At 43.8% G+C, this 22,157-nt stretch carries 17 protein-coding genes, 2 tRNA genes, 3 rRNA genes and 1 other annotated feature; of the genes, 4 read left to right on the top strand and 18 right to left on the bottom strand.

Annotation, left to right across the window (positions count from 1 at the left end; genetic code table 11):
- Nucleotides 1-57: 57 nt before the first annotated feature.
- The 7 genes from HMPREF0556_RS11320 to HMPREF0556_RS11290 form a co-directional block, all read right to left on the bottom strand.
- Entirely contained in the window at nt 58-948 is an 891-nt protein-coding gene (locus HMPREF0556_RS11320; protein WP_003758713.1) for a TetR/AcrR family transcriptional regulator, read from the bottom strand.
- A gap of 142 nt (nt 949-1,090) precedes the next feature.
- A tRNA-Thr gene (locus tag HMPREF0556_RS11315) sits at nt 1,091-1,163 on the bottom strand.
- Nucleotides 1,164-1,187: 24 nt separating this feature from the next.
- Nucleotides 1,188-1,263, bottom strand: a tRNA-Asn gene (locus HMPREF0556_RS11310).
- A 14-nt stretch (nt 1,264-1,277) separates the two neighbouring features.
- Nucleotides 1,278-1,393 (bottom strand): 5S ribosomal RNA (rrf, locus tag HMPREF0556_RS11305).
- A gap of 73 nt (nt 1,394-1,466) precedes the next feature.
- Nucleotides 1,467-4,399, bottom strand: a 23S ribosomal RNA gene (locus HMPREF0556_RS11300).
- Between the two features lie 234 nt (nt 4,400-4,633).
- A 16S ribosomal RNA gene (locus HMPREF0556_RS11295) occupies nt 4,634-6,186 on the bottom strand.
- Together the 16S, 23S and 5S rRNA genes with 2 tRNA genes alongside form the textbook arrangement of a ribosomal RNA operon.
- Nucleotides 6,187-6,507: 321 nt before the next feature.
- The gene (locus tag HMPREF0556_RS11290; RefSeq protein ID WP_040486786.1) at nt 6,508-7,104 is read right to left on the bottom strand and encodes an HD domain-containing protein; all 597 of its coding nucleotides are present in this window, start codon (nt 7,102-7,104) and stop codon (nt 6,508-6,510) included.
- A 79-nt stretch (nt 7,105-7,183) separates the two neighbouring features.
- Between HMPREF0556_RS11290 and HMPREF0556_RS11285 the strand changes: the two genes are divergently transcribed.
- A complete protein-coding gene (locus HMPREF0556_RS11285) occupies nt 7,184-7,957 on the top strand; it encodes an ABC transporter ATP-binding protein (RefSeq protein WP_003758711.1) in 774 nt (257 codons plus the stop codon).
- Nucleotides 7,958-7,974: 17 nt separating this feature from the next.
- A complete protein-coding gene (locus HMPREF0556_RS11280) occupies nt 7,975-8,790 on the top strand; it encodes a dihydrodipicolinate synthase family protein (protein WP_139028111.1) in 816 nt (271 codons plus the stop codon).
- A gap of 47 nt (nt 8,791-8,837) precedes the next feature.
- Here HMPREF0556_RS11280 and pepT read toward each other — a convergent pair whose 3' ends face one another.
- Entirely contained in the window at nt 8,838-10,070 is a 1,233-nt protein-coding gene (pepT, locus tag HMPREF0556_RS11275) for a peptidase T (RefSeq protein WP_003758709.1), read from the bottom strand.
- A gap of 137 nt (nt 10,071-10,207) precedes the next feature.
- On the opposite strand from pepT, the gene HMPREF0556_RS11270 reads away from it, so the two are divergent.
- The gene (locus HMPREF0556_RS11270) at nt 10,208-10,972 is read left to right on the top strand and encodes an exodeoxyribonuclease III (RefSeq protein ID WP_003758708.1); all 765 of its coding nucleotides are present in this window, start codon (nt 10,208-10,210) and stop codon (nt 10,970-10,972) included.
- A 34-nt stretch (nt 10,973-11,006) separates the two neighbouring features.
- On the opposite strand, the gene HMPREF0556_RS11265 is transcribed toward HMPREF0556_RS11270, so the two are convergent.
- A complete protein-coding gene (locus HMPREF0556_RS11265; protein WP_003758707.1) occupies nt 11,007-12,179 on the bottom strand; it encodes an amidohydrolase in 1,173 nt (390 codons plus the stop codon).
- A 149-nt stretch (nt 12,180-12,328) separates the two neighbouring features.
- Here HMPREF0556_RS11265 and HMPREF0556_RS11260 point away from each other — a divergent pair, with 149 nt between their 5' ends.
- Nucleotides 12,329-13,750 (top strand): MFS transporter, encoded by a 1,422-nt coding sequence (locus tag HMPREF0556_RS11260; protein WP_003758706.1) that lies wholly within the window; start codon nt 12,329-12,331, stop codon nt 13,748-13,750.
- A 105-nt stretch (nt 13,751-13,855) separates the two neighbouring features.
- Here the strand turns inward: HMPREF0556_RS11260 and rplT are convergent, their stop codons facing one another.
- The 9 genes from rplT to HMPREF0556_RS11215 form a co-directional block, all read right to left on the bottom strand.
- A complete protein-coding gene (gene rplT / locus HMPREF0556_RS11255; protein WP_003758704.1) occupies nt 13,856-14,215 on the bottom strand; it encodes a 50S ribosomal protein L20 in 360 nt (119 codons plus the stop codon).
- Between the two features lie 41 nt (nt 14,216-14,256).
- On the bottom strand, nt 14,257-14,457 hold the full coding sequence (rpmI, locus tag HMPREF0556_RS11250; RefSeq protein WP_003758702.1) for a 50S ribosomal protein L35: 201 nt from the start codon (nt 14,455-14,457) through the stop codon (nt 14,257-14,259).
- A gap of 21 nt (nt 14,458-14,478) precedes the next feature.
- On the bottom strand, nt 14,479-14,994 hold the full coding sequence (gene infC / locus HMPREF0556_RS11245; protein ID WP_077904819.1) for a translation initiation factor IF-3: 516 nt from the start codon (nt 14,992-14,994) through the stop codon (nt 14,479-14,481).
- A 77-nt stretch (nt 14,995-15,071) separates the two neighbouring features.
- Nucleotides 15,072-15,210: a sequence feature (ribosomal protein L20 leader region), on the bottom strand.
- 51 nt (nt 15,211-15,261) lie between these two features.
- Complete coding sequence (locus HMPREF0556_RS11240) at nt 15,262-16,860, bottom strand: HAD-IIIC family phosphatase (RefSeq protein WP_003758698.1); 1,599 nt, start codon at nt 16,858-16,860, stop codon at nt 15,262-15,264.
- Complete coding sequence (locus HMPREF0556_RS11235; RefSeq protein ID WP_040486785.1) at nt 16,853-18,517, bottom strand: polysaccharide deacetylase family protein; 1,665 nt, start codon at nt 18,515-18,517, stop codon at nt 16,853-16,855. The genes HMPREF0556_RS11240 and HMPREF0556_RS11235 overlap by 8 nt, the downstream gene beginning before the upstream one ends.
- Nucleotides 18,518-18,605: 88 nt before the next feature.
- Nucleotides 18,606-18,815 (bottom strand): phosphopantetheine-binding protein, encoded by a 210-nt coding sequence (locus HMPREF0556_RS11230; protein WP_003758694.1) that lies wholly within the window; start codon nt 18,813-18,815, stop codon nt 18,606-18,608.
- A complete protein-coding gene (locus HMPREF0556_RS11225) occupies nt 18,805-19,587 on the bottom strand; it encodes a hypothetical protein (protein ID WP_003758691.1) in 783 nt (260 codons plus the stop codon). Before HMPREF0556_RS11225 ends, HMPREF0556_RS11230 begins: the two co-directional genes overlap by 11 nt.
- Complete coding sequence (locus HMPREF0556_RS11220) at nt 19,574-20,902, bottom strand: hypothetical protein (RefSeq protein ID WP_040486784.1); 1,329 nt, start codon at nt 20,900-20,902, stop codon at nt 19,574-19,576. Before HMPREF0556_RS11220 ends, HMPREF0556_RS11225 begins: the two co-directional genes overlap by 14 nt.
- A complete protein-coding gene (locus HMPREF0556_RS11215; RefSeq protein WP_003758686.1) occupies nt 20,899-22,149 on the bottom strand; it encodes a cytidylyltransferase domain-containing protein in 1,251 nt (416 codons plus the stop codon). Before HMPREF0556_RS11215 ends, HMPREF0556_RS11220 begins: the two co-directional genes overlap by 4 nt.
- Nucleotides 22,150-22,157 lie beyond the last annotated feature (8 nt).

Raw genomic sequence — 22,157 nt, 5'->3', positions numbered from 1 at the left:
TGTAGTATAAATAAAAAGAACTGCTAAGTCAATAAAAATATACTCATAGTATAAAATTTAGAATAAGCGATTGATATTACCCTCTAACTCCACGATTTCACTTTGGATCTCCGGCAACGCATTTTGCTTCAAATAAAGTAGCGTTCCTTGCACAATAAAGTGCCGTGGCGTTTCCTGAGTATTGACCTCGATCAGCAATGCCTTGAGCGACTCTTTATACTGCCACTTATCTTGATCCAAAATATCAAGCTCATCGATTTTATCAGCCAACGCTTCTACAGCTTCTCTTACCAAAGCTAGCCGTTTGTTCCGAACAAGATTGCTGTCCGATATAATTGCTTCAATATCCTCTTTCGTCATCATCAGGTCTTCGGTTTGGACAATATCTTCCACCAAAACATCCATTCGGCGCATGATATATAAAAGAATCCGATCAATAAAACTTTCATCCATATTTTTATGAGCCATTGTAAGCACTGCAATAATAAGCATCCCACACAGCATCCACGTAATATCAGCCTCGTACTTTTTAACACGCTTACCATAGACCTCTACTAACATCTGCTTCAGAAATTCAATCCCTTTATAACGAATACCACGAAGATATTCATTAAATTCTTTATCCCCGACACTGTTAGAAATTGTCACATCCAACACTTCGCCGTTATTTTTATTAAAGTTGATCATCATTTTTAAAACATCGATAAAGTTTTCTTTCTTAGTTTGAGACTGATTTGCCATGATCTGCTCTAAACGCTGGAATAAAATGGCATGTTCTTGCTTAAAAATAGCAATTGCCAGCTCTTCTTTAGAAGTAAAATAATTATAAAATGTTCCCTTTGAAACGCTGCTTTTATCTATTATATCTTGAACAGAAACTTGAAAATACCCCTTCGTCTGGAATAATTCTTTTGCTGCGAGTACGATTTGCGATTTCTTGGTCTTCATTTACTCCCCTCCATTATACCTATAGTATAAAATAAACTAGACGTTTATTCAAGTATAGGGACAGATACCTTATTTCATTTTGAGATATATTTAGCAATAAAAAAAGATAGTCAGCATTGGGAGCTGACTATCTTTTTTATTAAGCCACTTGTCGGACTTGAACCGACGACCCCTTCCTTACCATGGAAGTGCTCTACCAGCTGAGCTAAAGCGGCAATTATATTTTTATACACAAAAAATGGCTCCACAGGTAGGACTCGAACCTACGACCGATCGGTTAACAGCCGATTGCTCTACCAACTGAGCTACTGTGGAACAATAAAAAAATTGCCCGGCAGCGACCTACTCTCACAGGGGGAAACCCCCTACTACCATTGGCGCAGAGAAGCTTAACTACCGTGTTCGGGATGGGAACGGGTGTGACCTTCTCGCCATAACTACCAGACAATATAAGAGAAAAACATTCTCTCAAAACTAGAGAAGAAAGATTGTAAAGTTTTCACCGATAATCATTTTTATTGGTTAAGTCCTCGATCGATTAGTATTTGTCCGCTCCATATGTTGCCATACTTCCACTCCAAACCTATCTACCTGATCATCTTTCAGGGATCTTACTTTCCGAAGAAATGGGAAATCTCATCTTGAGGGGGGCTTCACGCTTAGATGCTTTCAGCGTTTATCCCTGCCGCACATAGCTACCCAGCGATGCTCCTGGCGGAACAACTGGTACACCAGCGGTGCGTCCATCCCGGTCCTCTCGTACTAAGGACAGCTCCTCTCAAATTTCCTGCGCCCGCGACGGATAGGGACCGAACTGTCTCACGACGTTCTGAACCCAGCTCGCGTGCCGCTTTAATGGGCGAACAGCCCAACCCTTGGGACCGACTACAGCCCCAGGATGCGACGAGCCGACATCGAGGTGCCAAACCTCCCCGTCGATGTGGACTCTTGGGGGAGATAAGCCTGTTATCCCCGGGGTAGCTTTTATCCGTTGAGCGATGGCCCTTCCATGCGGAACCACCGGATCACTAAGCCCGACTTTCGTCCCTGCTCGACTTGTCAGTCTCGCAGTCAAGCTCCCTTGTGCCTTTACACTCTGCGAATGATTTCCATCCATTCTGAGGGAACCTTTGGGCGCCTCCGTTACTCTTTAGGAGGCGACCGCCCCAGTCAAACTGCCCACCTGACACTGTCTCCCCACGCGCTAAGCGTGGCGGGTTAGAATGGTCATACAGCCAGGGTAGTATCCCACCATTGCCTCCTTGCACGCTGGCGCGCGCAGCTCTTAGGCTCCTACCTATCCTGTACAAGCGGTACAAACATTCCATATCAGGTTGCAGTAAAGCTCCACGGGGTCTTTCCGTCCTGTCGCAGGTAACCTGCATCTTCACAGGTACTATAATTTCACCGAGTCTCTCGTTGAGACAGTGCCCAGATCGTTGCGCCTTTCGTGCGGGTCGGAACTTACCCGACAAGGAATTTCGCTACCTTAGGACCGTTATAGTTACGGCCGCCGTTTACTGGGGCTTCAATTCGCACCTTCGCTTGCGCTAAGCGCTCCTCTTAACCTTCCAGCACCGGGCAGGCGTCAGCCCCTATACGTCACCTTACGGTTTTGCAGAGACCTGTGTTTTTGCTAAACAGTCGCCTGGGCCTATTCACTGCGGCTCTCTCGGGCTTTCACCCTAATAGAGCACCCCTTCTCCCGAAGTTACGGGGTCATTTTGCCGAGTTCCTTAACGAGAGTTCTCTCGCTCACCTTAGGATTCTCTCCTCATCTACCTGTGTCGGTTTGCGGTACGGGCAGTACAGTTCTAACTAGAGGCTTTTCTTGACAGCGTGAAATCAGGAACTTCCGTACTTAATTTCCTTCCCCATCACAGCTCATGCTTCGCGAGAAGCGGATTTGCCTACTTCTCACACTCACTGCTTGGACGCACCTTTCCATTCGTGCGATTCCTTATCCTTCTGTGTCACCCCATTGCTCAAACAAACGGCACTGGTACAGGAATATCAACCTGTTGTCCATCGCCTACGCCTATCGGCCTCGGCTTAGGTCCCGACTAACCCTGAGCGGACGAGCCTTCCTCAGGAAACCTTAGATATTCGGTGGAAGGGATTCTCACCCTTCTTTCGCTACTCATACCGGCATTCTCACTTCTAAGCGCTCCACCAGTCCTTCCGGTCTGACTTCAACGCCCTTAGAACGCTCTCCTACCACGAACATCCGAAGATGTTCATCCACAGTTTCGGTAATACGTTTAGCCCCGGTACATTTTCGGCGCGGGGTCACTCGACCAGTGAGCTATTACGCACTCTTTCAATGGTGGCTGCTTCTAAGCCAACATCCTGGTTGTCTAAGCAACCCCACATCCTTTTCCACTTAACGTATATTTTGGGACCTTAACTGGTGGTCTGGGCTGTTTCCCTTTCGACTACGGATCTTATCACTCGCAGTCTGACTCCCGAGTATAAGTACATGGCATTCGGAGTTTATCTGAATTCGGTAACCCGAGAAGGGCCCCTAGTCCAAACAGTGCTCTACCTCCACGACTCTTTACCTCGAGGCTAGCCCTAAAGCTATTTCGGAGAGAACCAGCTATCTCCAAGTTCGATTGGAATTTCTCCGCTACCCACACCTCATCCCCGCACTTTTCAACGTGCGTGGGTTCGGGCCTCCAGTAAGTATTACCTTACCTTCACCCTGGACATGGGTAGATCACCTGGTTTCGGGGCTACGACCTGTTACTTCATACGCCCTATTCAGACTCGCTTTCGCTACGGCTCCGCTTTTTCCGCTTAACCTTGCAACAAATCGTAACTCGCCGGTTCATTCTACAAAAGGCACGCTATCACCCATTAACGGGCTCTAACTACTTGTAGGCACACGGTTTCAGGTACTATTTCACTCCCCTTCCGGGGTGCTTTTCACCTTTCCCTCACGGTACTGGTTCACTATCGGTCACTAGGGAGTATTTAGCCTTGGGAGATGGTCCTCCCGGATTCCGACGGAATTTCACGTGTTCCGCCGTACTCAGGATCCACTCTGGAGGGAAAGACGTTTCGACTACCGGGCTTTTACCGTCTCTGGCGGGCCTTTCCAGACCGCTTCATCTACATCCTTCTTTTGTAACTCCGTATAGAGTGTCCTACAACCCCAAGAAGCAAGCTTCTTGGTTTGGGCTCTTTCCGTTTCGCTCGCCGCTACTCAGGAAATCGATTTTTCTTTCTCTTCCTCCAGGTACTTAGATGTTTCAGTTCCCTGGGTCTGCCTTCCTAACGCTATGTATTCACGTCAGGATACTATCCGACTAAAGATAGTGGGTTCCCCCATTCGGAAATCTCTGGATCAACGCTTACGTACAGCTCCCCAAAGCATATCGGTGTTAGTCCCGTCCTTCTTCGGCTCCTAGTGCCAAGGCATCCACCGTGCGCCCTTCCTAACTTAACCATTTACGCGATTGCGTAAGGTCTTTTTGCTTCTTCTGCGGTCAGCGATGACCACTTCCAAAGCGGAAAGTTTCACTTTCAGATGATTCTCGGTTACTTCTTTTTACAAGTTTTCACTTGTGATAACTTTACTAACTTTCTTATCTAGTTTTCAAAGAACGATTTTCTTAGAGAGAAAAAACCTCTCAAAACTGAACAAAAGAAGAATGAAAAACGCAAGTTTCCTATTCCTTAGAAAGGAGGTGATCCAGCCGCACCTTCCGATACGGCTACCTTGTTACGACTTCACCCCAATTATCTGTCCCACCTTCGGCGGCTGGCTCCATAAAGGTTACCCTACCGACTTCGGGTGTTACAAACTCTCGTGGTGTGACGGGCGGTGTGTACAAGGCCCGGGAACGTATTCACCGCGGCATGCTGATCCGCGATTACTAGCGATTCCGGCTTCATGTAGGCGAGTTGCAGCCTACAATCCGAACTGAGAATGATTTTATGGGATTAGCTTCACCTCGCGGCTTCGCGACCCTTTGTATCATCCATTGTAGCACGTGTGTAGCCCAGGTCATAAGGGGCATGATGATTTGACGTCATCCCCACCTTCCTCCGGCTTGCACCGTCAGTCACTTTAGAGTGCCCAACTAAATGCTGGCAACTAAAATCAAGGGTTGCGCTCGTTGCGGGACTTAACCCAACATCTCACGACACGAGCTGACGACAACCATGCACCACCTGTCACTTTGTCCCCGAAGGGAAAGCTCTGTCTCCAGAGTGGTCAAAGGATGTCAAGACCTGGTAAGGTTCTTCGCGTTGCTTCGAATTAAACCACATGCTCCACCGCTTGTGCGGGCCCCCGTCAATTCCTTTGAGTTTCAACCTTGCGGTCGTACTCCCCAGGCGGAGTGCTTAATGCGTTAGCTGCAGCACTAAGGGGCGGAAACCCCCTAACACTTAGCACTCATCGTTTACGGCGTGGACTACCAGGGTATCTAATCCTGTTTGCTCCCCACGCTTTCGCGCCTCAGCGTCAGTTACAGACCAGAGAGTCGCCTTCGCCACTGGTGTTCCTCCATATATCTCGGCATTTCACCGCTACACATGGAATTCCACTCTCCTCTTCTGCACTCTAAGTCTCCCAGTTTCCAATGACCCTCCCCGGTTAAGCCGGGGGCTTTCACATCAGACTTAAGAAACCGCCTGCGCGCGCTTTACGCCCAATAATTCCGGACAACGCTTGCCACCTACGTATTACCGCGGCTGCTGGCACGTAGTTAGCCGTGGCTTTCTGGTTAGATACCGTCAAGGGACAAGCAGTTACTCTTATCCTTGTTCTTCTCTAACAACAGTGCTTTACGATCCGAAAACCTTCTTCACACACGCGGCGTTGCTCCGTCAGACTTTCGTCCATTGCGGAAGATTCCCTACTGCTGCCTCCCGGAGGAGTCTGGGCCGTGTCTCAGTCCCAGTGTGGCCGATCACCCTCTCAGGTCGGCGATGCATCGTCGCCTTGGTAGGCCTTTACCCCACCAACTAGCTAATGCACCGCGGGCCCATCTGTAAGTGACAGCCGAAGCCGCCTTTCAAACCCGCTCCATGCGGAGCTGATTATTATTCGGTATTAGCTCCGGTTTCCCGGAGTTATCCCAATCTTACAGGCAGGTTGCCCACGTGTTACTCACCCGTCCGCCACTAACGACCAAAGGAGCAAGCTCCTAAGGTCATTCGTTCGACTTGCATGTATTAGGCACGCCGCCAGCGTTCGTCCTGAGCCAGGATCAAACTCTCTTTAAAATAAAGTGCGTTTGAATATTTATTCGTTTGACCGAATAAATTCCTCGCGTCATATATTGACTTCGCTAGCAATTACTTACTAGTTTGTTACTATTTGGAAACAACTTTTTGTTTCCGCTTGCGATGTTCCGAAACATACTGTTCCGTTACCATTTCGTCTTCTTTTTGTTCAGTTTTCAAAGGTCATAGCGCCTCTTGAGGCAACTTTTAAAGTATAGCACTCTGGACAATCAATGTCAACATTTTTTTAAATCACTGTTTTATTGTTCCTCTAGAGCTATTCTATTATATAACTTATTTACTCTAAACACAAGTACTTTTTTAAAGACTTATTTCTGCTTTCAATTCTTGTATAAAATGCTCCATCAATTTATGTCTTTTTTCTGCCAGTTCTTTCCCTGACTTTGTTTTCATAAGGTCTTTGATCAAGAAGAGTTTTTCATAAAAATGATAGACAGTGCTTTCTTCTGGATTTGATTTACTTGTGATGGGACGACCCTTAGATCCTCCATATGTGAAAGCGCGGGCGATGCCAATTGCACCTATCGCGTCTAATCGATCAGCATCTTGAACGATTTTTTCTTCTATAGAAACTGCTTGATAGGGATTTTTACCTTTCTTAAATGATACTGCTTTGATACCATGCATGACTTCTTCAATTTTTTCTGATACCAAGTGATGTGTTTCTAACCATTGTTTTAGTTCTTTTTCCTTTTCTCCTGGAGCTGTAGTCAGCTTTTCATCCATAAAATCATGGAATAAAGCGATTAGACTGATTAATTGGTAGTCTCCGCCTTCGTGTTTTTGTAAATAAATACTTGTTTTCCACACGCGTTCGATATGTTCCCAGTCGTGTCCAGTCGTTTCTGACAGAAAATAATTTTCCATCCACTGCTTTGCTTCTTCTATTATATCCATTTTTAAGCCTCCGATAGTAAAAGATAATAGTATTTTTTCAGATTGTTTTGTACACTTGTATAAAAAAGAGGTGACAAGCATGTTCACATTCACAGATGTATCTTTTCAACGTATGGATCGTACTATTCTAAAGCATATCAATTGGGAGGTGAAACCGCAAGAAAATTGGGCGATCCTTGGACTAAACGGATCAGGAAAAACAACGCTCCTGCAACTTTTGAACGGTTACCTCTGGCCAAGTCAAGGTAAATTAAATGTACTTGGTCAGGAATTTGGTAAAACTTCTATTCCTGAGCTTAGAAAATCTATTGGTTGGGTAAGTTCTGCTTTATCCCAGCAGATGAAGGAATATGAGGACGCAGAAATGATCGTACTGAGTGGTAAATTTGCCAGTATTGGTATCCATCAACTGTATTCGGAAGGTGAGCTTCAGGAAGCAAAAGATACGTTAACAGCTTGCGGCGGTGAAAAACTAATTGGCAAACGATTTGAGGTTCTTTCTCAAGGAGAACGCCAATTGGTGTTGATTGCTCGGGCAATGATGGCCAAGCCAGAACTGTTGATTCTTGATGAACCGTGTAATGGGCTTGATTTATTCGCTCGGGAGCGACTTCTTCAGCAGGTCAAGCGTATTGCTGAATCAGATGATCATCCAACCATGTTGTTTGTAACACACCATACGGAAGAGATCCTTCCTTGCTTTGATCAGATGATCTTACTTCGTGATGGGGAAATTACCAAACAAGGAGCAACGAAGTCATTGCTTAATGAAACGGTGTTAAGTACTTTTTACCAACAGCCTGTTCAACTAGTTCCATTGCGCAACGAAGCAATGGCAGTCTATCCCTATTAATGAAAAGGAGATTCTTTATGATTACAACTGATTTTCATGTCGCCGTTCCTACTGCCTTTACCGCAGACGAGGAATTAGATATCGAAAAAACGATCCATCATATTCGCTTTTTGCAAAACCAAGGAGTCCAGTCCGTACTTGTATGCGGTTCGACTGGTGAGCAGCACAGCTTGTTATTAGCTGAAAAACTGCAAATACTCCACGCATTGGAACAATCTGGTTTATTAGCGGAAATGGAAGTACTTTTTGGAGTGGCGAGTATTCGTCAAAAAGAAGCTGTTCTTTTGGCAGAAGCAGTCGCTGCTACGAAAGTGTCCGGTATTTTGCTAGGCTTCCCGGCTTATATCCTTCCCTCTCAGCAGCAGGCCAAAGATTATGCCGATGCCATTATTTCGGTTTGTCCACTGCCAGTGATTTTGTATAACAATCCTAAACGGACAGGTTTTCATCTTGAAAGCACAACTTTGCTGGATATGGTGCAGCGCCATACAACGATTATTGGTTTGAAAGAAGCTGGCGATAAAAAACGAGTAACGGAAATCCGATCACAGTTACCTCCGGATGCTTTTGCTTTTTATGCCGGTGGAGAAGCAGATTTGGCAGGAAAAATCGCGGCAGGATTTGATCGTCTTTCTTCTATCAGTGCAAACGTTTTGCCTCAAGAAATCTTCAGCTGGTTTACTGCGTTGCTGCAGCATAAGGAATATCAAAATAAGGAACTATTTACCGTGGTCGATACTATTTTGAAAGCAGAAAGTCCCTTACCAAAATTAAAACAGCTTCTCAAAGAGAATGGCTCCGATGTAGGGAACTGCCGAAGTCCCTTAAAATAAAAAAAGCTGGAAGGCAGAGAATACTCTCACCTTTCAGCTTTTTCAAATTAAGCTTGTTCTTCAAATAAACGTGCTACTTCAATAATGACTTGGGTTGCCTTTTCCATACTTTCTAAGGAAATAAATTCAAATTTACCATGGAAATTCTCTCCACCTGCAAAGATGTTTGGGGTTGGTAATCCTTTAAAGGAAAGCTGAGCACCATCTGTCCCGCCGCGGATCGGTTCAATGATCGGCACGATCGATAGATTTTTAAGCGCTTGTTCGGCAATATCGACGATTTCTTTTACAGGCTCGATTTTTTCCCGCATGTTATAGTATTGATCACGGATCTCGACGCTGATGTTTGTTTCACCGTACTTTGCTTGCAGTGCTTTTACTTCTGCCAGCATGTTGGCTTTTCGCTTTTCAAAGTTAGCATGGTCAAAGTCACGAATAATATAGTAGGAACTAGCAAGTTCTACTTCTCCTTTGAGCGAAATCAAGTGATAAAACCCTTCATAACCCTCTGTTTTTTCTGGAACTTCTTCTTTAGGCAGTTTATCGTTCAGTTCCATGGCGATTTTTAGCGCATTGACCATTTTATCTTTGGCAGTGCCGGGATGAACGCTGTTTCCTTTGAAAGTTAATTTTACTGCTGCGGCATTGAAGCTTTCGTATTCTAATTCTCCTAGTGGGCCGCCGTCCATTGTATAGGCATATTTTGCACCGAATGCTTCCACATCGAAACGCTCCGGTCCTCTGCCAATTTCTTCATCTGGCGTGAATGCTACGCGAATCGTACCGTGTTTGACTTCTGGATGCTCAAGCAAGTAGTTCATTGCGACAACGATTTCGGTAACACCGGCTTTGTCGTCGGCACCAAGCAAAGTCGTTCCATCGGTCGTGATCAGCGTTTGGCCTTTGTAATTTTTTAGATTGGGATATTGTGCTGGAGAAAGCACTACGCCTAGCGCTTGGTTCAAAACGATATCCCCGCCGTCATAATTTTCATGTAGCTGCGGGGAAACACCTTTGCCTGTTAGATCGGTTGCGGTATCAACGTGTGCCATGAAGCCTATCACAGGAACTGTTTTGTCGGTGTTTGCTGGTAAAGTAGCCATCACATAGCCATTTGCATCCATAGTCACTTCGGAGAGACCGATTTCCTTTAGTTCTTCAACGAGTACTTTAGCTAGTTCTAGTTGACCGGGTGTTGTTGGACAAGTCGTGCTTTCCTCGTTTGATTGTGTATCTATTTTTACATATTTCGTAAATCGTTTTAACAATTCTTGCTTCATTTCAATCACTCCTCTATGTAATTCTCTTTCATTATAGCCAACTTTTTAGGATATTCCCACGATTCCGCATTCTTTTTCTTCAAAAAAGGGCCAAACTATAGTACCATTTAATCTATCAAAGTAAAGTAGGTGGGAAAATGCGTTTTATTTCATGGAATGTCAATGGATTGCGTGCTGCTGTCAAAAAAGGCTTCTCCGACTATTTCAAAGAAGCGGATGCAGACATTTTTTGTGTGCAAGAAACGAAATTACAAGCAGGTCAAATCGAGCTGGAGGGTTTGGAAGGCTATCATGATTATTGGAATTATGCTGTCAAAAAGGGGTATTCGGGAACGGCGGTTTTCACGAAGGAAGAACCGCTGTCCGTACAATATGGTCTTCCCGAGGATGTGCACAATCAAGAAGGACGTGTGATCACACTAGAATTTCCAGCTTTTTATTTTGTTACTGTCTATACGCCGAATTCGCAAGCGGAATTGAAACGACTAGACTATCGTACGGAATGGGAGCAAGCTTTCGCCGATCATATTATTGCGCTTGATAAGCAGAAACCGGTCGTTTTTTGTGGTGACTTGAATGTGGCGCATCAAGAGATCGACTTAAAAAATCCGAAGACCAACCGCAAGAATCCTGGCTTTTCTGATCAAGAGCGGGCGATGTTTGGGCAATTATTAGATAATGGGTTTGTCGATACGTTCCGCTATTTGTATCCAGAGCAAGAAGACGCTTATTCTTGGTGGTCTTATCGGATGAATGCCCGGTCACGGAACGTTGGCTGGCGGATCGACTATTTCGTCGTTTCCAGCCGCCTATCTGATTCGATCCAAGAAGCACGTATCCATGCGGAGGTCTTGGGATCCGATCATTGTCCGGTCGAACTTGAGATTGCGATCGAAGAATAAAAAACGAAGCTCGGTAATAAGCTTCGTTTTTTTGTTATTTCTCGTTCAGAAAATGTGCTGCTACTTGCGCATAGAGCTCTGCCCCGATCTTCAATGTGTCTTCATCGACATTAAAGCGCCCGTGGTGGTGAGCAAAAGTTGTTTCTTTAGCAGGATTTCCTGTACCTACTAAGGCAAAACTTCCCATTGCCTCAAGCTGATAATAACTGAAATCTTCTCCAACAGTAGTTGGTTTTGCCGTTAAAAGCGTTTCCTCTCCGAATGTTTTACGGATCACCTCTTGTACAAATGCTGCACTGTCGTCATCATTGATAACTGGTGCCGGGCCTCGGCGATAATGGATCTCAGCGGTTCCGCCATATAATGCGGCTGTTTGGTTCGCATAATGACGGATCGCTTCTTCCACTTGGTCACGAAGACTTGGCTCAAAACAGCGTACAGTTCCTTGTAAAACGGCTTTTTCAGCTATAACATTATACTGGGTGCCTACTTCCATTTTCCCGATCGTGATCACAGTAGGTTCCAAGGGATCGATTTTCCGAGAAACGATGGTTTGGACGTTCTGGACAAAATCTGAGGCAATAATGGCAGCATCTATGGTTTCATGCGGCATTGCGCCGTGGCCGCCTTTCCCTGTAAAAATTATTTCCAAAATATCGGCAGCTGCAAATGCAGGTCCCTTAGGGCAGATGACTTTTCCTGCTGGTGCAGGCGACCAGATGTGGATGCCGAAAACTTGGTCGACATCTTTCATCGCGCCTTGCTCGATCATGACTTTTGCGCCCTCCCCGTTTTCTTCGGATGGTTGGAAAATCAGCCGGACATTCCCTTCTAAAGTATCTTTCGCTTCATATAATACCTTAGCAGCAGTAAGCAACATAGCAGTATGAGCATCGTGACCGCAGGCATGCATTTTTCCGGCTTCTGTTGATTTATAGGCGATATCATTTAATTCTTCAACTGGAAGTGCATCCATATCTGCTCGCAAGGCAATCGTTTTTCCAGAGGAGCCCCCTTTTATTTCTGCGATGATGCCAGTGGGTTCAGTTCTCAGGTAGTGGATACCGATTGCATCTAATGCTGCTGCGATTTTCTCTGTGGTTTGATATTCCTGCCACTGCAATTCTGGATGGCGATGCAATTCTCTTCTGAAAGCGATCAAAGCATCCTCTTCTTCTAAAATTCGGGAATGGATTTGTTTATACATAAAATACCTCCAGCACGTTTACTTTACTTCATAATCCCTATTATAACGAACCCACCAGTTAGTCGCAAAGTTCAAGTTTTACTTGTTGACTGTTTCCCTTTATTTCGGTAAAGTAAGTCTATTACATCACTAAAGAAGGAGATTCAAAAATGAGTAAAGAAGAAACAGGGAAAAAATGGGCATTGATCGCGATCATGCTGGGTGCTTTTTTATCCTTATTAGATACCACCATCGTCAATGTCGCCTTACCGGATATTGGGCGCGTTTTAAAAACATCCAGTCAAACGATCGAATGGGTGATTTCCGGATATGCCTTAGCTTTTGGGCTTGTCTTGATCACTGCTGGACGGCTTGGCGATAAATTTGGAAGAAAGCCGCTTTACATTATCGGCGTTGCTTTATTTTTATTGATGAGTATTACAGCTGGTTTCGCAACGTCAGGAACGAGTTTGATTATTTCACGTGTTGTTCAAGGACTGGCTGCTGGATTGTTCTTCCCGCAGATCAATGCCACGATCATGGATCTCTATCAAGGACCGAAGTTAGCTAAAGTATTTGGTATTTTAGGGGCTGTTATCGGTGTTGCAACTGCGATTGGTCCGCTTACCGGTGGATTGTTGATCAATACGTTTGGTGCTGACGACGGTTGGCGCTGGGTATTTTTTGTTAATGTCCCTATTGTTATTATCACATTGATTCTTGCTTTTATTTATATTCCTAAAGACAAAAAACAACCACATCAAGTGAAGTTTGATATCCCCGGCGTTTTTGGAATAACATTGGCGCTATTATTATTGTTATATCCGCTGGTTGCTCATGGGGCAAATGATTTCAGCTGGTTAGATTTTATTGTGATGCTGCTTTCCTTGCCGGTCTTTCTACTGCTTTATTGGTGGAGCGCGCGTCAAGAAAAACTTGGCAATCAGCCGATCATTTCGCCGAAGCTACTCAAAAACAAGAAGTTCTTGTCAGGAATGATTTTTTCACTTGTTTATTTTGCAGCTTTTACAAGTATTTTCTTTGTCCTTTCGCTCACTTGGCAGACTGGTTTTGGGAAATCAGCAATCAGTTCCGGACTTGCACTTAGTCCATTTGCCTTCGGAAGTATGTTCGCAGCGGCGAACAGTAATCGTTTTGTTCAAAAGTTAGGACGTAATTTATTCTTTATTGGATTGATCTTTATCATTCTGGGGCTTGCTGGGACAGCACTTGTATTTTATCTGCATAGTGACGTCTTCTCTGCATGGTGGCTAACATTGCCACTTCTCTTGGGCGGGATCGGCAGTGGTCTGATTATTGCACCGATCAACAGCTTCACCCTCTCGACTGTTTTACCGGAGCAACGTGGAGGCGCAAGCGGGCTGTTTAACACCGCACAACGAGTTGGCACATCGTTTGGGATCGCGATCGTTGGGACAGTTTATTTCCGGACATTGAGTACGATTGATGGAACCAGTCGAAGTGACGTGTTTTCTGGAAGTTTGCAGATGAGTATGTTAGTGAACATTGCGCTCTTGCTTATCTGTACGGCGTTAGTGTTTGCGTTACCGAAGAAAATCAGCGAGCGTTAAAATAGCTATCAAAAAAACTCCAATGAGACAAGCCATTGGAGTTTTTCTTTTGCCATATATTAGTAAAAAAACAGCTTGGCTTTTGCCAAACTGTTTCTGTCTTACTTATTTATTCAATGCATTTTTAGCTTGATCTGCTAAAGCGCCGAATGCTGCTGTATCATTTACTGCTAAGTCAGCAAGCATTTTACGGTTGATATCGATGCCAGCAAGTTTAAGTCCATGCATCAATTTGCTGTAAGATAGTTCATGCAAGCGAGCTGCCGCATTGATACGTGTGATCCATAATTTACGGAAATCACGTTTCTTTTGACGACGATCTCTGTAAGCATATTGGTAAGATTTCATTACCGCTTGGTTTGCTACTTTAAATAATGTATGTTTAGCGCCATAATATCCTTTGGCTAGTTTAATGACCTTTTTACGACGTTTGCGTGTTACTGTTCCGCCTTTTACGCGTGGCATATTGTCTACCTCCTAGATTTTACATAAATTAGTTGAATTGATTATTTCATTTTTGCGACCATTTGACGAATACGTTTGAAATCGCCAGCTGATACCATTGCTGCTTTACGCAATTTGCGTTTTTGTTTTTGTGATTTGTTTGCGAACATATGGCTAGTGAAACCATGTCTGCGTTTTAATTTACCAGTACCTGTTCTTTTTAAGCGTTTTGCAGTCCCACGGTGGGTTTTCATTTTTGGCATGAATATTTCCTCCTTAAAACTTTACTTTTCTTGAAGTGGCGCTAGGACTAAGAACATTGAACGTCCGTCCATTTTTGCTTTTTGCTCCACAGTACTTAGATCTGTACATTCAGTTGCAAAACGGTCAAGCACCTTTTGACCAATTTCTTTATGCGTAATCGCACGTCCTTTGAAGCGAATCGAACATTTCACTTTATCGCCTTTTTCAAGGAACTTGCGGGCATTACGTAATTTTGTGTTAAAGTCATGTTCATCGATAGTTGGGCTTAAGCGAACTTCTTTCATAACGATGACTTTTTGGTTTTTCCGGGCTTCTTTGTCTTTCTTTTGTTGTTCAAAACGGAATTTACCGTAGTCCATAATACGAGCTACTGGTGGTTTCGCATTCGGAGCAACAAGTACTAAGTCTAGATTGGCTTTTTCAGCGATACCGAGTGCTTCGACTTTGCTTTTCACACCTAGTTGTTCGCCTTCTTGGTCAATCAATCGTACCTCACGTGCGCGAATCCCATCGTTTACCAACATGTCTTTGCTAATAATAAGCCACCTCCAAATATTTCTGGTCCAACAAGCGAGAAAATTGCCTGCTTTAGATCTCGCTAGCCTGAACATTTCAGACCATTAAAAAACGGGCATGCTAGAAAGCAAGGCCCGCACATCCAAAATCACGACGAACGTGATATAGTGTTTGAAATGTTTGCCTGAAAACGTTCCGTTAACGAGGCGAGAAGCGGGTTGCTTCTTCTTTCTTGTATGATAACCTTTATTACTATATCACATGCATGCTTGCCTGTCAACAACTCTTTAATGACTAGTTGTTAGCAGAGAAGCGGTAAGGTATTTTTTCCCTAGTTCGCTTTGCAGAAAATCTTGGAAATAATGGTTCTTGTCTGTTTTACGATAGTCGATCTGAATTTTATTTCCCATACCGATGTGCTTGCTGATAGCTTCTTCTACTCCCCGCTTAAATACGCGACAGCTCATGACCCAATAATGGATGCGAGGTGTTTCATCGTGGATCACAACAGAGATGATCCCTTCTTCCCCCAAGCGATCCCGATAGCTTACTGCTGTGATTTTTTTACCTTCTGCTTCTAATGCTTTCAGTTTAGACAATGTAAAAATCGTTTTGTTGTTGTTGAATTGATTGGTTTTGTTGAGTAGTTGGATGACCCGGGCTTCGTTTGCTTCTGTGAATGCTTCGTAGGTCAATTCAATTTGCAACGACTGCAGAAAGCTGGTCAAATCCGTGCTGCTAGCAAGTTCTGCTTCGATTTTTTTGAAATTGTTATTGCGAGCTTTATCCGTCTCGGTCAGACTGATTTTTTCAAAATAGCCTCGCCATTCGAGTTCATAGTATAGATCCAGTTGATTGTTATAATGGAGCGTTGGTTGCTCCTCTCCAAGCGTTGCCTTTATTTCTGCTAGTTCTCGCTGATTGTCATCAATAAAAATGGTGTCACGGGGGTTGATATTCCATTTTTTTGCGATTGCTTGCAAATTATCACTTTTTGGCAACCAATTCAATTGTTTCAGGGAGAAAAGCCAGTCAAAATCGGCGAGTTTTTTCGCTTCGGTGGAAATACTTGCATCATTTTTGGAGGCTGCTGCCATGAATATTCCGGCTGCTTCTAATTTTTTAAGGTGTTTTTGATAGATTCGGTGATTACTGTTCTTGCGCTCCTGCAGATTGGCTTGGATCATTTCTGCGCCTTTATCGCCGATGATACCTGGCCAGTAGGTATTATCCAGATCGCTGATAATGCCTTTTTTCGCTTTACCAAGCCAAGCTTTCAGAATGTTTCGCAGGCTTTGCGCGCAGTAATACTGTCCTTCTAAACTGCTGCCATAACTGAAATGGTACAGCATCGTGGTGTCGAAATAATGCTGTAAGCCGACGAAGTTCGCAATGTAATTGGTGTCATTGATCTTAATGTGGTTGTCAGCTAAGGCGAATAAGCGTGTGTTCGCTTCTCGAATGATCGTCACTAAGCCTTGTGCATCTACAGCTTCTAAGTTTCCAGTTGGCCGGAAAGGTAGATATTCCAGCGTATTGATGATCAATAATGTGTCCGGATACTTCGCGCAGATCTGTTCCACTTGCTTCACGTATTGCCATACTGCAGCTTCAAAATCTTCTGCGAGGTAAAGCTGGAAACTACTTTCGTGAATGTGGATCGCATCCGCCTGTTTATCTTCGAGTAATAATTCTTCCCAGTAACGGTTAAAATCGCCACTTGTGATCTCGATCGGTGTGTCAGCCAGTTCATATTCCATTGCTTTTACCAAGTGATTATTGGCTGTCTGACCCATTGCCATAAATAAATGGATGGATTCTGCATCCTTGTTTTTTTCAACTTTTGCTGTCTTACGGATCATTTGAAAATAGTCTTCTTTATACATGCGCTTCCACTCCTTCGTTTACATAGGCATTCAATTCATTACAATCATAGCGATTCAAGTTTAAAGCGCCGCCTTCTGGAACGATGCTATAAGCAGATCTCGTTCCCCAGCCGAAACGGTAGCCAGCCTTTTGGTAGCATGCGCGTACTTCCTCGTTTTGACTTCCGAATGGATATGCCACTGTTTTACGCTTCATCAAATGCCCTAGTTGCTTCTCATATTGGACGATATCTGCTTCGATCTCCGCTGGCGAGTTGTCTGGAAGATGCGTATGTTTGCATGTATGGTTGCCAATGAGATGTTTCGTTGCCAACTGCATTTCCTCCGCTTGAGTCAGATAATAATCTTGATAATTGGCGGCTGGGATCTGTTCAAATAACGTTTCGATCAAGGCTTTCGCCAGCGATTCTTTTTGGAAATAACGTTTGATAAAAATGATCTCAGGTTTATCAAGTGAAGCAACTTGGCTGTAGCTTGCGTATTTTTCTTCAAACTGTGGTTCCTCCGATTGAATAGCAGTTAAGATCGCAGAAGGCCGGTAGTAGTTCAGGATCTGATGGATCTTATTCACTTGAAGCAAGTCCGCTGTTTCTCTAGCGGGCAGGAAAAATTGTCCTTCGATGCCTTTTTCTTCGAGGTAGCTTGCTGCACTGTATAAATGCTCTTTATAGCCGTCATCAAACGATACCATAAAGTATTCTTGGCGCTCGTCAAACTCGCCTTTTTCCAGTGTAGCCATATCCAGTGGCGCATAGTGTTCTGTTAGGTAGTCAATCTGCTTTTCAAAAATAGTTTTTGGCAAATAGTTGTTTACTGTTTGGACAGTTTCTTCTGAACGGATATAGTGGTACATAAAATTATTCACCAGTGCATACCGCTGCGTTAAGCGATTTGGCCTTCCCTGATCGGATCGCAACTGGAAAATGACTGGTTTATCGCCTTGATACGCATATTTTAAAGTAGCATTTTCGCCTAAGTATGGAGCCGTATAGATGGGGAAAAGCTGTTTATTTTCTTGCACTGACTTTAATCCCACCAATGCTTGATTGGTATAGACGGTCGCGTAAGGAAATTGCTCGATTTCCATGATTTCCTGCAGATCCGTTTCTGAAAACAAGGAAAGGTCTCCGATAATATCGCAGATCAATAAGAAATCATTCGCTTCTGTCTGGTATTTTTTATAAACGTATACAAGACCTGATGGCGTGTAATAGAAATAATAGGTAGTAAATGGGTTTTGGAAAAACCGTTTTTGATAGCGCTGCTCATCCATAATGCCCGGAAGTTGTTTACTTTCCAATTCTTCGGCTGTCAAAATAGTTCCAGAGATCGGCGCTTTCAGTGGTCTTTTTTCCGAATACTGATAGGCAAGTGTCTCTACTTGATAACCTAAGCGGCTATATAGCTGCTCGGCCTGTTTAGATAGACCGATAATACGTAGTGGCTTGTCTGTCAATGTTTTTTCGACTTCTTTCAGTAGCAAAAGCCCGTAAACCGAGCCTTGTTTGGCGCTCCACAGGGAGAGGAAGTATTCCGTTTTGTCAGGATAGAAACCTAAAATAGCGACAATTTCGGCTGCTTCTTCTAGCACAAACATATTGATGGGTTGTTTCTGGTCAAGTGTATTGGTGCCGGAAAAATATTCAAATACGAACATGGCTTTGCTCTTGCTTAAAATGTGATTGGCTTGGTAATGACTGTGAATAAACTGTTGAATCGCTGGAATATCACGGTAACGTGCTCTTCTAGAGTGAGGCATTGATCTTCGTTTCCAATACCTGAAGATTTTCTGCTGCCATCACATCATCTAACGAAATCGTCGCGCCGTGTTGCTCGAGTAATGCCATCAATTCGATCAAGCTCAATGAATCAAACCGCGGTACTTCCAGCAAATGTGTTTCCATGGAATCGATCGTTACATCAAAATTATCTTCCAGAAAGGCTTTAATTTGCATATTTATGTTCCTCCATTACTAATTCATTCATAAACTTATCCAATTCTTCTTTTAAGATCACTGGATTGTTGCTGGTCATTCGGCTGGTCACGTCGTCAGTGAATTTGACACGGTCGATTTTTGATTTGATTTTGTAGATTCGCAGCCGATAGTATAATTCAATCATGCCCTTGACAATCAAATATTCCAATTGCTGACGTTTCTTGCTGCGGACACGAACTTTGTCGAGGAAGAAATCGCCTACGCAGATCGAACCGAAACGGCTCTCTTCGTTGATCGAATATTTTTGCGTCGTTCCTTGGCAGATATTAATGACTTCCAGATCATTGCCTTCGTTATAGGCAAAAGTCTGTTTGCTGAGTGGAAAATGGACTTTCTTTTTATACAGAGAAACAGTGCGCACATAACGCTCTGTATCCTCACGGTTGAAATGGACCGTTTTGCCATTAATGCGGATCAGCGGCATTTCCATTTGGATATAGGGAATCTGAACGATCCGTTTTACTGGCTCGTAGATCCGGTTGAATACTTGTGGTTTATAAATCTCGAGTTGGGGCGGCAGCTCTTTTACTGGCTCGCCTTCGATATCGATCATGAAATTCTCGGCATTGATATTCGGAAAGTACGTAATATAATATTGTTTCTGATTTTTATGATCCAATAGTTTAAAATCGAGCAACACGATGTCTTTTTGGAAAGAAATATTTTCCTCCTCTAAGGCAGTAAAATGTGTTTCATCGATAAAAAAGACAACATTATCAGCTAATTTCATCTAAAACCTCTCCTACTGCTTTTTTTTGAAAAATATGATCCGCTTGTTTCAGTAAATCATATTGACTGATCTGCATATCGGTTAGTTCGTGCATAAAACCGGTGTAGATATATTTCTGGAATTCTTCACTATTTGTCACTTCTTGATAGCTGATCGAAACGGAATTCTGGCTCATGCTCTCGATCAACGCCGTGGAATAGCCACTGATGACCCATTTACTCTCTTGGATCCGTTCAAATGTGCTTTTCACATCATCGCTATACTCTACTTGAACGCGATACTGTTTGAGTTTTTGGATAAAACTTCTTTCAAAGTTCACCCCTAGCGGCATTCTGAAAATGATCGGATATGGGTTGTGTTTGGAGAGTGGCTCGATCAACGCTTCAAAATCCTTGTATTCCAGCTTTTGGACCACGACTAGAATCTGATCTTTTTTCGTAATAGACTGATCTTCTAAGAAAGCAGGACAGCGGTAAAGCACCTTGGAAGGATTGAAATGTAGCCGTTCTCCGAATACTGGGCCCCAAGCGACTAAGTAATCTGCGGTCACGACGCTCGGTGCGGAAAAAGCGAAACCGGGATGTAGTTCAGAAATATTGGCATATTGGACTTCGACCGTTGTGATACCCAGTTCTTTGGCTGCGTGGATCATACCTTGGTGGGCATAGCCTAGTGAAAGGAATACTTTTTCAACATGGTTCATTTGGAAAAATAATTTATAATTCAATTTATCAATGTAGTAATCTCGTAATTTCATAGTCAATAATTTCACGATTGGCATCCCTGTATAGCCGTTTGCCAATAGATCTGCTTCAAAGGCATTTAATGCCGCCAACTCTTCAGGTGTCCATGTAACAATATCGCTGCCAACAAATTGTTTGCTATAAATTTTAAAATCATCCGTTGAAAATGAAGCTTCGTAGCGATTGGGAGCATTTTTCCCATCTAAGTAGCGGTCAATCGGAATGCAGCGGTAGCCGGCATTTTCATAGTAGCGATAATACTCATCAAGCAGATTATCGCAGCCATCTTCCGTATATCTGCCGCGAAGCATAAAGACCACTGCTTTCTCACCAGGTCGCACGATCCGAAGTGACTTTTGTTTGCTTTGCGGAATGGTGGCGGAGGTTTTGTAGCGTCTGATGATACGCCCGATCCGCCCTTCGCTGGTACGGATACTTTGGTCAGTGATCAAATTCATAGTCGTTGGCACGGCGATCAGTTGGTAGACAGAAAAGTCCTCGCGCTTAATCGCATATAGCTGATGTTTTGTTTCTAGTCTGCGGATCGTTTCGATCGCTTCTGCACGGTTCATTGGACCAGCCTCCTTGTCCATGTCGTCTGATAAAAATTTTCTAAGATCGTATTTCCCGCTGCTGAAAAATGCAAGCCGTCTGTCGTATAGCTATACAGTAATTGTTTGTCAGCTGCCAGCTGGCTATTTGGATCTATCACTTCACAATTCCATTTTTCGCCTAAATAGTCGATGCGCTCATTTACTTCGGCGATCTGCTGATTGGAAACAGAAGCAACATATAAGGTGTACACAATTTTGACCAGTATGACTTCACAGCCCACTTGCTGCAGGTGCTTTAGGATCATTTCTAAATGCTGGGCCGTTTCTGCGGGAGTGTAATCCGTGATCAGATCATTGACACCTAGTGCGACAACAGCCATCTCCGGGATTTGCTGACCAATCAATTGCGGCAAATTCGCAGCAACAGTGGCAGCGGTGATTCCACCCATTGCCAAATTGGAAAAACCTTCTGGCAGTTCAAGTAGTTCTCCTCGTGAATCTGCCAGAAACCAATTTGGTTTCAGCTGCTTAGCTTTCCATGTCGAAAATCGATTTTCGTATAAGGCTTGATTTGCCTGTTCACGCGCTTGATAGTCAAAGTAGCGAGCACCGACCGCTTGATAGAAATCGGCTTTATCGTCTACATCAATGGACGTTTCCTTTTCCATTTCAAAGCCGCACGTTTCTGTAGTAAAGAAACTTTTATCTGCTAGATAAGCTTCCTTGGTGGAAAGATAGATCGCACCGTTAGGATAATAATAGTCAGCGCTGTTTTGCCGACGGTAGTTCTGATCCACACCGGCAATATCCGGCAGCTTTCCATCTGCTGTCATTGTTGTATAAAGCGCGGGACTTTTATCCGCTTTACTAACACTGACCAAATGGCGTGCCCCTGTTTTTTCAAATTGCTCTATCGCCGCTTGCACCTGTTCTGCAGTACGGAGCGGAGAAGTCGGCTGCAAAAGTGCAAATAAGGTATTCTCTGAAAACTGTTGGAGAAAATCAAGTACTACTTCCGCACTAGTCGTCTGATCACGTGCTAGTTCCGGTTCACGCAGTAAAACAGTCACGCCAGTTTGACGAATGATAGCGGCATATGCTTCGGAATCCGTAGAAACGTAAATATCTTCCGGAGAAAATGCGCCCGATTGAAGCGCCGCCTCGATCGTATGAAAAATAAGCGGTTTTCCCGCTAAAAACAACATGTTTTTATCTCTAAGTCCTTTGGAACCAGACCTTGCTGGTATCAGACATATTTTTTTCATTTCTTCAC

Source organism: Listeria grayi DSM 20601 (genome assembly GCF_000148995.1).
In the GTDB taxonomy this organism is placed as follows: Bacteria; Bacillota; Bacilli; order Lactobacillales; family Listeriaceae; genus Listeria; species Listeria grayi.
This window is presented reverse-complemented; position numbering and strand designations above follow the sequence as displayed.